Annotated in this window: 13 protein-coding genes; 2 read left to right on the plus strand and 11 right to left on the minus strand. The window is 47.5% G+C overall.

The window, feature by feature from the left end; genetic code table 11:
* Positions 1–84: 84 nt before the first annotated feature.
* The 7 genes from AC3A8L_RS15355 to fabV all read right to left on the minus strand — a co-directional run bounded on the left by AC3A8L_RS15355 (position 85) and on the right by fabV (position 6,712).
* Positions 85–735 carry a YiaD family glycine zipper/OmpA-like lipoprotein gene (locus AC3A8L_RS15355; RefSeq protein ID WP_487963150.1) on the minus strand — a complete coding sequence of 217 codons (651 nt, stop codon included), beginning with the start codon at positions 733–735 and terminating at the stop codon, positions 85–87.
* A gap of 257 nt (positions 736–992) precedes the next feature.
* Positions 993–1,262: a PilZ domain-containing protein gene (locus AC3A8L_RS15360; protein WP_487963151.1), complete on the minus strand. Its 270-nt coding sequence runs from the start codon at positions 1,260–1,262 to the stop codon at positions 993–995.
* Positions 1,263–1,365: 103 nt separating this feature from the next.
* Positions 1,366–2,127, minus strand: a complete 762-nt coding sequence (locus tag AC3A8L_RS15365; protein WP_487963152.1) for an MBL fold metallo-hydrolase — start codon at positions 2,125–2,127, stop codon at positions 1,366–1,368.
* Between the two features lie 239 nt (positions 2,128–2,366).
* On the minus strand, positions 2,367–3,506 hold the full coding sequence (locus AC3A8L_RS15370; protein ID WP_487963153.1) for a hypothetical protein: 1,140 nt from the start codon (positions 3,504–3,506) through the stop codon (positions 2,367–2,369).
* Positions 3,507–3,573: 67 nt separating this feature from the next.
* Entirely contained in the window at positions 3,574–4,449 is an 876-nt protein-coding gene (dapA, locus tag AC3A8L_RS15375) for a 4-hydroxy-tetrahydrodipicolinate synthase (protein ID WP_487963154.1), read from the minus strand.
* Between the two features lie 105 nt (positions 4,450–4,554).
* On the minus strand, positions 4,555–5,508 hold the full coding sequence (gene lpxL, locus AC3A8L_RS15380; protein WP_487963155.1) for an LpxL/LpxP family Kdo(2)-lipid IV(A) lauroyl/palmitoleoyl acyltransferase: 954 nt from the start codon (positions 5,506–5,508) through the stop codon (positions 4,555–4,557).
* Positions 5,509–5,524: 16 nt separating this feature from the next.
* Positions 5,525–6,712: an enoyl-ACP reductase FabV gene (fabV, locus tag AC3A8L_RS15385; RefSeq protein ID WP_487963156.1), complete on the minus strand. Its 1,188-nt coding sequence runs from the start codon at positions 6,710–6,712 to the stop codon at positions 5,525–5,527.
* Positions 6,713–6,875: 163 nt separating this feature from the next.
* On the opposite strand from fabV, the gene AC3A8L_RS15390 reads away from it, so the two are divergent.
* Entirely contained in the window at positions 6,876–7,454 is a 579-nt protein-coding gene (locus AC3A8L_RS15390; RefSeq protein ID WP_487963157.1) for a MiaE family protein, read from the plus strand.
* An 84-nt stretch (positions 7,455–7,538) separates the two neighbouring features.
* Here the strand turns inward: AC3A8L_RS15390 and purF are convergent, their stop codons facing one another.
* Entirely contained in the window at positions 7,539–9,047 is a 1,509-nt protein-coding gene (gene purF, locus AC3A8L_RS15395; protein ID WP_487963158.1) for an amidophosphoribosyltransferase, read from the minus strand.
* A gap of 83 nt (positions 9,048–9,130) precedes the next feature.
* Positions 9,131–9,634 carry a CvpA family protein gene (locus AC3A8L_RS15400; protein ID WP_487963159.1) on the minus strand — a complete coding sequence of 168 codons (504 nt, stop codon included), beginning with the start codon at positions 9,632–9,634 and terminating at the stop codon, positions 9,131–9,133.
* A 281-nt stretch (positions 9,635–9,915) separates the two neighbouring features.
* Between AC3A8L_RS15400 and AC3A8L_RS15405 the strand changes: the two genes are divergently transcribed.
* Positions 9,916–10,047: a hypothetical protein gene (locus AC3A8L_RS15405; protein ID WP_487963160.1), complete on the plus strand. Its 132-nt coding sequence runs from the start codon at positions 9,916–9,918 to the stop codon at positions 10,045–10,047.
* On the opposite strand, the gene AC3A8L_RS15410 is transcribed toward AC3A8L_RS15405, so the two are convergent.
* Complete coding sequence (locus AC3A8L_RS15410) at positions 10,044–11,174, minus strand: GGDEF domain-containing protein (protein WP_487963161.1); 1,131 nt, start codon at positions 11,172–11,174, stop codon at positions 10,044–10,046. The two genes, AC3A8L_RS15405 and AC3A8L_RS15410, sit on opposite strands and share 4 nt — an antisense overlap.
* A 27-nt stretch (positions 11,175–11,201) precedes the next feature.
* On the minus strand, positions 11,202–11,425 hold a 224-nt coding region (locus tag AC3A8L_RS15415; RefSeq protein WP_487963162.1), incomplete at its 5' end, for a hypothetical protein.

The raw sequence follows: 11,425 nt of genomic DNA on the forward strand, positions 1-11,425 counted from the left end.
GTCAAGCAAACACCCAAAAACCCAAATTCCAGCAACTTATTCAGTGCACGCCCCTTAGACGCTTACAGCTACGCCAAAATAGTTTTAGCGTAGTGGCTCTAACTCCAACTCAACACGTCGATTTTGCTCTCGTCCGGTATCGGTACTGTTACTGCCTACAGGGTGGCGTTCACCAAAGCCAACCGCTTGAACGCGCCCAGATGGAATGCCCGCCGACGACAAGTAATTCTTCACGCTGTAAGCACGACGCTCACTCAACCCTTGGTTATAGTTATCATTCCCAACCGAATCCGTATGACCCGCTACCAGAATGGAGGTATCTTTAAACTCCTTTAATACCAACGAAACAGAATCGAGTACATCGTAGAAGTTACCGCGGATTTGTGCGCTACCCGTTTGGAAAGTAATATTACCCGGCATAATCAAACGCAAGTTATCCCCTTCGCGCTGAACTTGAACACCAGAGCCCGCCAACTTATCGCGCAAAGCCTTTTCTTGTTTGTCCATGTAGTAACCAATGCCGCCACCGGCCGCCGCACCTAAGGCAGCCCCCGTAAGAATCGCCTTATCTCGATCGTTCTTACTCGCAGTTGCAGCCCCAATAGCAGCACCAACAATAGCGCCGATCCCGGCCCCTTTAGCGGAATTACCTACGCCTTTTTCACCCGTATATGGATCCAACGTTGTACATGCTGACAATGAAAACGCCAATACAGCTATACCTAAACGACGCATAAAAAAATTCCTCGATTCTTTAATATTATGTGGATGTCCGAATGTACCCGCAAAAACTTTGCAGCACAACAAAAGTACAGATGTGCAACTCTACACGGATCCAATGAATCAGTCCTGAACATTATTCGGCAAATAGGGGAATTGCGCTCACTGCGAACGACTTAGTGCTCTTTATAAGTATACAAAGAAGACTTGAGCGGAGTGCGGGCTTAGTTAGGTCTTACAAGTCGAGCGTGGAGCCGGATTAAGCGTGAACATCAGCGTGCCAAAAACATCAAACCCAGCATATTTTTGTGGCAGTGCATAACCTTCATGGCCACAGGCTCTGCATTTACGGGCCCAACAACTTTTTTAAACACTACGTCAACAACGGTACCGATAGGTGGCAGTAGCTCATTATCAACCATCACTTGGGCACCGCCATCAGAAATATCGCACGTACTACCAATTAACGTACCAAACGCCGGATTCGTAAGCTCTACACGAATGATCGCAGATGTCCGCGTAAAACGACGACGCTCTTCCATACAATTGCTCCTACACGCTGATAGTGGGACTTAGATAATGCCTCTCCCGTTATATGCATGAAGAGGGCTATACCACTAAGCTTAGCACGCAATTTTTGAGTCGCTACGCTATCTTCAACCAATCAAAACCACGCGCTTGGCAAGCCATACTGAGGCATTGCTCAACACCAGTAATATGCCCTAAAGCGCGGGCGACATGCTCAGGGGAATTATTTTTTTGACTGATGTGCGCAATGACCAAATGCTGCAAGGCATCAAGATTGATCTGTTCAACTAAAGACGCGCACTGCTGATTACTTAAATGCCCCCAAAACCCACCGACGCGCTGTTTTAAGCTTGAAGGGTAAGGCCCACGAGCCAAAAGTTCTGGCTCGTGATTTGCTTCTAACACCAAAGCATCCAAGTTGTGATAATGCTGCGCTAGATCGTCAGGGATATTGCCAACATCCGTCAAAAGCCCCAAGCGTTTCCCGCAATGGCTCTCAAAAGTAAATTGCACCGGCTCACGCGCATCGTGGGGCACGGTATGGGCGTTTACACTAATATCGCCGATGGTAAAACGCTCTCCGCCAGCGATTGCTTTTAAAGTGTGGATACGCCCCAAAGTTCGGCTAGACGCCGTGCCAGGCGTCATATAAACCGGTACATGATGGCGTCGTACTAAGGGACCAATACCGCGAATATGATCCGCGTGCTCATGCGTAACCAAAACAGCCGTAAGCTGATCCGGCGACAAATCAAAAGCTAACATTCTTGCGGTTAACTCTTTGAGGGAAAAGCCGCAATCGACCAACAGCAAAGTACTTCCCGATGACACCAGCAAAGCATTGCCATCACTACCGCTACCTACCGACGCAAAGCGCATACCACCTCCCTTCGATCATAAAAAAAGGGCCTCTAAAAGCCCTTTTTATTACAGCATTAAATGAATAATCAAAATGACCTAAGGGGCGAGGAAACAATATTTCATCCACTAATGCTTGATCTCAACCTCCTTATCTTCGTTGCTCAAAGCGTTACATGCCCCGGCATGCGCCCCTTTAAGCGCCTCGATAAGAAAGTCGATCTCTTCGCCTAATTGGATAAACTATTATTGCCTCGTCCCTAAATCAGATTCCTGCGCAAAACAATCATTAGCTGCTTCGCTTCACGGAAGGGCAATAACTCGCCGCGAGTATTACGAACATAAACCGTCATGACGTCGCCGTTTTCTTGGACGCGCAACAAGTACCCTAAAGAAGGCTTGGCGTTGCTTTCAGAGAATTGGGCTTGAGGTAAATCACCAAACAGCGCCTGCGCACTCGGCGCCAACATAGATAACGCATCATCTAGCGCCACTGGCGGCACCGCAGGAACGTCATCATTACCATTAAAAGTGATTTTATCCCACCAACCTGGCTCCTCAGAAGGGTCGTCATAAGCGAAATAACAAAGGCCGCGTACCGTATCATCCTCCCAAAGAAACAAACCTTCTTTGGTTAAAGCGTGTGCCAGTGTTGCATGCGTACGCTCTTTATCTAAACGAATATCAAGAACAGGCTCCTCACCCGCGCGGCGCAATGTGATTTTTTCATCACCACCTACCGACTGCCCCAATAACGAAGCCGCACGATTGCTAATGCCCTGAGCAACACTGACCGCCAGCTCATCCAACATCCAAGCTTCGCGCTCTGTTTCAGATGAAGTGCTTGGCCATTCAGCCAATTCTGCATTCATAACACTCTGTTGGTGTAATACGTGAATTTCAGAAGATTCTTCTCGCACACCTTTTTCAATGCGAATGCGATAGCGGCTTTTGGTATCAGCATCCACTTTGAAATTTAACCAACCGGTTTCAATTTCGCCAGCGGCAGGGCGTGCTTTCGCCACAATAATACCGTTACGCGCCAAAAAGCTTTGCACCAAAGGCCACACCTGACTGGTAGGCGCCTCAGCCAAAACCCAACGACGCTCACCCACTTTCTGAATTTTAACGCGTGCGAATTCCGAATCTTGACTCATTGGCGAAGGACGCGGAACCACGAGCTTGTCATCTTCATCAATATAGTCGAATTCATTCACGGTGATTTGAGGCACATGAAAAGCAGACTCAAGAGGCGCCGCTTCAATCCCCTCAGGGATTTTCATGGTTTCCATCACGCCGGCTTCTTTGTACTGAGCGCTTCGATCGGCGAACATTCCGCATCCCGCCAAGCCACCCATTGCGACACACAAGAGTGTGCTTCGTACAATTTCTTTATTCACTAAAACCCTTCTCACCAAAATGTAAGCACTGCAGTCAATGCATAAAACAGCAGTAAATGGATGTACCTTAAACCAGATTGCAGCACTGCATGGAATCGCGCAACTGCTTATGAAACTTGCTATCGAGCGGTGTCATTGGCAAACGCAGTGTTCCGCCGCAACGCCCCATTTGCTCCAACACCCACTTAACGGGCACTGGGTTTGCTTCAACAAATAACGATTTATGCAAAGGCATTAAGGCATCATGGATACTTTTTGCCGCCTCAAGTTCACCGTCAGCGATTAAATCGCACATTTGAGCCATTTGAGCAGGTGCGACATTAGCCGTCACAGATATTTCACCATGCCCACCATGCTTCATAAAATCAAAAGCCGTCTCGTCATCACCCGAAAGCAAATTAAAGCCATGCGACACTAGCGGCTTTAAGTGCGTTAAACGCGCTAAATCGCCGGTTGCCTCTTTAATCCCCACTATATTTGCCAAACGTGATAAACGGCCGACGGTTTGTGGTTTTAAATCCACCGCCGTACGGCTGGGCACGTTGTACAGCAACTGTGGTATCGCAACGGCATCAGCAACGGCTTTGTAGTGTAAGTACAAGCCGTCCTGGGAAGGCTTATTGTAGTAAGGGGTAACCAACAAGCACGCATCAACATGCACATCTTTCGCCGCCTGAGTTAACTCAATGGCCTCCGATGTGGAGTTTGCGCCGGTACCGGCGATCACAGGTATTCGACCTGCAACCTGATCAACAATCCGGCGCACAACATCAATGTGCTCATCAACCGCCAACGTCGGCGACTCACCCGTTGTACCCACAGCCACAATAGCGTGCGTACCTTGCTCGAGATGCCAATCCACCAAATCGTGCAGCGTTTGCCAGTCGATCGATGTATCAGCTTTCATGGGCGTGACTAACGCCACCATGCTGCCTCGAAACATGTTTATCTCCAACGTATCAATGTGCGTAATAAGAATATACAAAAAGGGGCGCCATCTTACTAACGGCCCCATGTGGTGACAAGCTAAGCGTACAAAAAAGCTGCACTACTGCCGTTTACCCCGTGCAATACCGGCTTGTTCGTAAAGGTCTGACTCGCCATTTGGGCGCGTTTTAAAACGGCGATGCACCCAAAGATACTGCTCTGGCGCCTGTAATACCGCCTGCTCAACAACATGATTGACCTTAATCGTATCGGCCTCCACATCATCACTGGGAAAATTATCCAATGGCGGTAAAACTTTGTAAATATACCCGCCTTCAGGCTTTCGCAGGCAGATAAAAGGAATAACTTTCGCCTTACCCAGCCTCGCAAGCTGCGAGGTTGCTGTAATCGTCGCTGCATTTACCCCAAAAAAAGGTACAAAAATACTGTGCGCAGCACCATAATCTTGATCCGGCGCGTACCAAATAATGCTTCCCTTTTTTAATCGCTTAATCATAGTGCGAACATCGCGCCGTTCAATAACCCGATTTTCATGGCTAAATCGCTCGCGCGAACTGCGCTGAATCCAATCATAAACGGGATTCGCATGCTGGCGATACGAAGCATCAAGCCCATAAGCCAACGCAGAAAAAATACCACCGCAATCAAGGTTCGTGAAGTGCATCCCCATTAGCAATGCACCACAACCTTCATCATCAGCCTGCTTTAAGTGCTCAAGGCCTTCGTAGGTAACGAGTTTTTCCAAGCGCCTGCGCGACCAAAACCACGCAATACCCAACTCAAACATCCCAATCCCGACCGACTGCAAATGCCGACTCAGTAAATCAGCCTGCTCAACCTCACTCAACGCAGGGAAGCACAACGCTAAATTGCGTTTGGCAATGGCTGTTCGCCGCTTAGCTAGCTTGCCGACCAAGCGCCCAAGCCATCGCCCCAACACCATTTGTAGGCGATACGGCAATACCTGAGTAATCAGCCACCAAAAAATAAAGCCTAGCCACGTAAGCCAGTATTTAGGCGCTAGTAATGCGGTAGAAAAAACAGGGCGAGACATACCAATGGCTCAGTAATTACACAAAGGTATCTTCAGTTAAAGGGCTAATATCGGCTTCATAATCAACGCCATCAGCACCAAAACCAAAGAGATTCAAAAATGCTTCGTGATGCCCTTTAAAATCGGTAATTTCAAGCAAATTTTCTTCTGTGACCTCATCCCAAAGTTTTTCAACCTTAGCCTGAGTCTCCGCTTTCAGCTCGAGATTGTCCATACGTAAACGATTAGTATCATCTAAGCGAGGCGTATCAGTGTAAAGACCTTCAGTGAATAAACGATAAGCTTGCTCAATACAACCTTCATGAGTGCCCTCTTCTTTCATTACACGGTACAAAATAGACAGATACAAAGGCATGACAGGTATCGCAGAACTTGCCTGCGTCACCAATGCTTTTAAGACCGCTACATTCGCCTGCCCAGAAACAGCCGCCAATTTTTCATTGAGCGCTGTCGCCGCGCGATCAAGATCTTCTTTCGCTTTGCCTATCGTCGCTTTACCATAAATAGGCCAAGTAAGCTTGTCGCCTAAATAAGTGTAAGCAACTGTTTTACAACCTTCGGCTAACACATCAGCACCCTGGAGAGCGTCAATCCACATTTCCCAATCTTCACCACCCATAACCTTAACGGTATTAGCGATTTCTTCATCAGAAGCAGGGTCGATGGTGATATCGGCAATTTTCAGCGTATCTGTATTTAAATTTTTCGAGGTGTAGCTTGCGCCGATGGGCTTAAGCACTGAATTGAAAGTTTCACCCGTATTAGGGTCTGTGCGTCGCGGCGAAGCCAAACTGTAGATAACTAAGTCAATTTTGCCCATATCGGCTTTAATCTGCTCGATAGTCTTCGCTTTAATTTCGTTAGAGAAAGCATCGCCATTAATAGTTTTCGCATAAATGCCGGCATCAGCAGCCGCTTTATCAAACGCAACAGCGTTGTAGTAGCCCGCAGAACCGGTTTTGCGCTCGGTCGCCGGCTTTTCAAAACAAATACCTAACGTGCTTGCACCAGTACCAAAAGCCGCCGTAATACGCGACGCCAAACCGTAACCCGTTGAAGAACCAATCACTAAAACATTTTTAGGGGCAGCGCTAACAGCGCCCTGAGCCTTAACAAAATCGATCTGCGATTGCACATTGGCCGCACAACCCGCAGGGTGAGCATTAATACAGATAAATCCACGAACTTTCGGTTTAATGATCATAATTGTTTCCAAAACTTAATACGTTTGCAAGACACACAGGAAGGCTGATGAGTAAGGTTAACGACCATAAACCAATCAAACCAATCTAAAAACGACGGCATTATATATCAGCCGCTATAATGGTGCGCTGATTTTGCCGATGTACCCAAAGAGCACAGTAACCATGAGTCGCTACACCTTAAAATATGCCACCCCAAAAGCCTGGGTTGATGAAGTTCTTAATAATTTTGATGCGTTTCTTATCGACCACGCTGCCGCCGAAAAAAAAGCCAGCGGCATGGCAATATCGATGCTGAGTCATTATCCCGACAAGACTAAGCTTGTAGAAGCCATGAGCGAACTCGCCATCGAAGAAATGGTTCACTTTCGCGATGTCGTCAAGCTCATTCACCAACGCGGATTAATTTTAGCCGCCGACACTAAAGATGAATACATTAATGCGTTTCGCCAATTGATGCGCAAAGGAACTGATGTATATTTTTTAGACAGGCTACTTGTTGGCAGTATCGTTGAAGCACGGGGTTGTGAGCGCTTTGGACTCATTGCCGATGCCCTACCCGCCGGCGATCTAAAAAAGTTTTATCTCGCCATCACCGAGTCTGAACGCCGCCACGATGATTTATTTCTAAAGTTAGCTCACGAATACTTTAAGCCCGAACTCATTGAGGAACGCATGCAAGAGCTATTAGACGCGGAAGCTGAAATCGTTAAATCGCTCCCCATTCGCGCAATGCTGCATTGATGCAAGGCTCAACAAAAAATGCCCTCCGTTAGTGAGGGCATTTTCAGAATTAATGAGCTCGAATCAGTGCCACGAGCCCATTAATTAGGAATTATGAATTCCCATCATTGCATTATCACCAGCGCCATCAGACTCTTGTGCGCTGTCTTTTCTCGCCGCATCTAAACGCTCAAGGTAAGCGGCATCAACATCGCCGGTTACATACTTGCCGTCAAATACGGCACAATCAAACTTAGGCACATCAGGATTGCCCTCACCTGAAGCCGCAATTAAATCCTCTAGATCTTGATAAATCAGCCAGTCAGCGCCGATTTCTTCCGCAATTTCATCATTAGTACGACCATGGGCGATAAGTTCATCAACCGAGGGCATATCAATGCCATACACATTCGGATACTTCACAGCTGGCGCTGCAGAAGCGAAATACACCTTGTTGGCACCCGCATCACGTGCCATCTGGATGATTTGCTGGCAAGTCGTTCCACGCACAATCGAATCATCAACTAACAATACATTTTTGCCACGAAACTCCAAATCGATGGGGTTAAGCTTTTGGCGAACAGATTTCCTGCGCAGTTTTTGCCCAGGCATAATAAATGTTCGGCCAATGTAGCGATTCTTAACGAGGCCCTCGCGGAACTTCACCCCCAAAGTATGCGCCATGGCTTGACCAGCAACGCGACTAGAGTCTGGAATTGGGATTACTACATCAATATCGTGATCAGGGCGTAGACTCAGGATTTTATCGGCTAGCTTCTCACCTTGACGAAGGCGCGCCTTATAAACTGAAACGCCATCCATAATAGAATCGGGGCGGGCAAAATAAACATGCTCAAAGATACAAGGGCTTAAACGAGGGTTATCGGCGCACTGCTGCGAATGAAATTCGCCATCAGTCGTAATATAAATCGCTTCACCTGGCGCAACATCACGAATCAATTTAAACCCCAGTACATCGAGGGCAACGCTCTCAGAGGCAATCATATATTCTTGCCCTTTATCTGTATCGCGCACACCAAATACCAGCGGCCGGATACCATTAGGATCGCGGAAAGCTAAAACACCATAGTTCGATAATAACGCAACCACAGCATAACCACCCCGAGCGCGCTTATTAACCCCTTCGACCGCTTTAAAAATATCTTCGGGCGTAGGACGTAATTTGCCCTGCTCTTGTATCTCATGGGCGAGTACATTAAGTAACACTTCTGAATCAGACTCGGTATTGATGTGCCGTAAGTCAGACAAAAACAAATCTTTTCGCAGTTGCTCGGTATTGGTCAAATTGCCATTGTGCGCCAGCGCAATACCATAAGGAGAGTTCACATAGAAAGGCTGAGCCAAAGCTGGCCCCGAACTACCCGCCGTAGGGTAACGCACATGACCAATGCCCATATTGCCTTCCAAGCGCTGCATATGGCGCGTACGAAAAACATCTTTCACCAAACCTACCGCTTTTTGCTGTGCTAACTTACCGTTATGGCAGGTCACAATACCGGCGGCATCCTGCCCCCTATGCTGCAACATAGTGAGCCCATCATAGAGCGCTACGTTTACGTTGCTTTTACCCACAATACCGACAATGCCGCACATAGCCTTACCTCAAATACATTGAACAACTAACTTTGCGATAAACCGAGCGAACTCGGCCATCATAATTTTATCGAGCCAGCACCTTAAGTACTGCCAAATAAGCCTGCCGCAGATGCAGCAACGGCTGAAAACAACGCTCTTGCCCAAGACTCAAACTGGAGCAACTGCCCAACCAATACCGACTGTTGCCACCAAGGATCTTGATCAACAGGCAATATGGAGGGTAAAAATACAATAATCATCATGACGATGATAAAACCACGCGCCACACCAAACAGTAGACCAAGTAAGCGATCCGTACCGGATAAGCCCGTTATTTTGACCAATGCACCGACCAAATAATTGGCCATCGCCCCAAGGATAAGAGTCAATACAAATAGCACGGCAAAAGCCGCAAGCTCTCTAAGGGATGGCGTTTCAATAGCATTTGATAAAAGCACAGCCAACTGCGGACTAAAAGTTTTGGCAATAATGACCGCAGCGACCCAAACAGCAAGGGATAAAGCCTCTTTGACCAAGCCTCGAATCAAACCAATGCCGGAAGAAAGCGCTAATATTCCAATAATCGCCCAATCGGCCCAATTCATAGTCTGATGCAGCTCTATAGATTTAAGGGCGCGATTCTATCAGAGGGATCCATGGAAACAAATTATTACGGCACCTAATATTATTTTTCAAAGGGCTAAGGGGCGAGGCAATAATAGTTTGTCCAATTAGACGAAGGCGCCTGTTTTCTCAGCAAGGCGCTCGAAGGGGCGCATGCCGGGGCATGTAACGCTTTGGGCAACGCAGTTGAGGAAGTAGGAGGCAAGTATTATTGGATAAAGTATTTTTTCCTCGGCCCTAAGGGTCGAGACGAGAATAGTTTATGCAATTAGCTGAAGAGAGCGGCTTTCTTATCGAGGCGCTTAAACGAGCGTATGCCGGGGCATGTAAGGCCGAAGAACGAGCATTAGCGGATAAAATTCTGCAGCCTAACGCCTTAGGTGCATCCAGCTAGGTGCTAGAACCAAATAGCTGTACGTTATTACGCCCAGCCTCTTTCGCCAAATACACACCTTGATCGGCCTGATCAATAAGGATAGTCGCCGGGTTTGTCGCTCTAGGCACTATGGAGCTAACACCGATACTCGCCGTGATTTTGATACAGCGATCATCAAAGCAAAACTCCTTCAACTCAAACTGCTTGCGAATAGAATCAGCGATCCTGACCGCCATATCTGGCGACGTCCGAGGTAACAGCACTGCGAACTCTTCGCCACCATAGCGCGCCACAATGTCATTCCCAGACTGGGCCGCCCCGTTAATAATAGCCGCCGCTTGTTTAAGACATTCATCACCAGCCATATGGCCATAGGTATCATTAATTTTCTTAAAAAAATCAATATCTATAAACAGCAGCCCCAACCATGCCCCCTCTTGAGCACCTCGTTGCCACTCTCGCTTCAAAGCCTCATCAAAATAGCGCCTATTAAAAACATTGGTTAAACCATCGGTACGATTCTCTCGCTGCAACTCCGTATTCTGCTGATCAAAGCTACTATCTTTCGTAAAGCCCCCCATATACTCGCCGTGAAAACGCTGCAGCAGAAGCAAAGATAACAACCAATAAACCACGACCACACCGCCCATCGTAATGTGCGCTTGACTACTAAAACAGACAAATACCGCCGGCAACAACAACACCGAAGCATAACTTTGAGCAACCCAGCGACTGGGCGCAAAGTTACTTAATGCCGCATTAGTGATGCCCGCCGTTGCGAGTGTCATGGGTAAAAATAACGCCTCAAAACCTGGCTCAAAAAAACACAGCGTAAACAACGCGCTCCAAGCGATAGCGCTGGCAAAAACAAAGAGATAGAAAAGAAAGCGCCACGTCACAGCCGATAAGCGATACAGACGCTTGTGAATTAACGCAAAAAAACACTGTAGACCAAATACACCCGCCAACACAGAAAAGGAGATGAGACTCACTTCGGGCATTGCCTGATAAAACCCCGACGCCCATACAATGGCCGACCACAGCAACGTAAAAATCGGTAACATCGGCAAAGTCCGCCGATAGATATCAAAATCAGTTTGCTGTGCGGCCTGCATGTTCGGGGACTGCGAAGGCGTATCAGACATCAGCTTTATGCACCATTTATATTCGCTTTAGGGGCGAAGCCATAATAATTTACCCAACTCAATGAGAGAGTCGATTTTACTTACCGAGGCACTTAAAGAGGCGCATATCGGAGCATGCGACGCCTGAGCAACAAAGGTAAAACTACTGAAAACATTAACGGACGAAGCATTGCTCCCCCGCCCCTTAGGGCCGAGAAAAAAATACTTTATCCAATAATACTTGCCTCCTACTTCCTCAACTGCGTTGCCCA

The sequence above is a fragment of the Marinagarivorans sp. genome (assembly GCF_982758155.1).

Bases quoted from the DNA above. Each gene is read 5' to 3' on its own strand.
- AC3A8L_RS15355 (WP_487963150.1), bottom strand. From the start codon at position 735: ATGCGTCGTTTAGGTATAGCTGTATTGGCGTTTTCATTGTCAGCATGT.
- AC3A8L_RS15360 (WP_487963151.1), bottom strand. From the start codon at position 1,262: ATGGAAGAGCGTCGTCGTTTTACGCGGACATCTGCGATCATTCGTGTA.
- AC3A8L_RS15365 (WP_487963152.1), bottom strand. From the start codon at position 2,127: ATGCGCTTTGCGTCGGTAGGTAGCGGTAGTGATGGCAATGCTTTGCTG.
- dapA (WP_487963154.1), bottom strand. From the start codon at position 4,449: ATGTTTCGAGGCAGCATGGTGGCGTTAGTCACGCCCATGAAAGCTGAT.
- lpxL (WP_487963155.1), bottom strand. From the start codon at position 5,508: ATGTCTCGCCCTGTTTTTTCTACCGCATTACTAGCGCCTAAATACTGG.
- fabV (WP_487963156.1), bottom strand. From the start codon at position 6,712: ATGATCATTAAACCGAAAGTTCGTGGATTTATCTGTATTAATGCTCAC.
- AC3A8L_RS15390 (WP_487963157.1), top strand. From the start codon at position 6,876: ATGAGTCGCTACACCTTAAAATATGCCACCCCAAAAGCCTGGGTTGAT.
- purF (WP_487963158.1), bottom strand. From the start codon at position 9,047: ATGTGCGGCATTGTCGGTATTGTGGGTAAAAGCAACGTAAACGTAGCG.
- AC3A8L_RS15400 (WP_487963159.1), bottom strand. From the start codon at position 9,634: ATGAATTGGGCCGATTGGGCGATTATTGGAATATTAGCGCTTTCTTCC.
- AC3A8L_RS15405 (WP_487963160.1), top strand. From the start codon at position 9,916: ATGCAATTAGCTGAAGAGAGCGGCTTTCTTATCGAGGCGCTTAAACGA.
- AC3A8L_RS15410 (WP_487963161.1), bottom strand. From the start codon at position 11,174: ATGTCTGATACGCCTTCGCAGTCCCCGAACATGCAGGCCGCACAGCAA.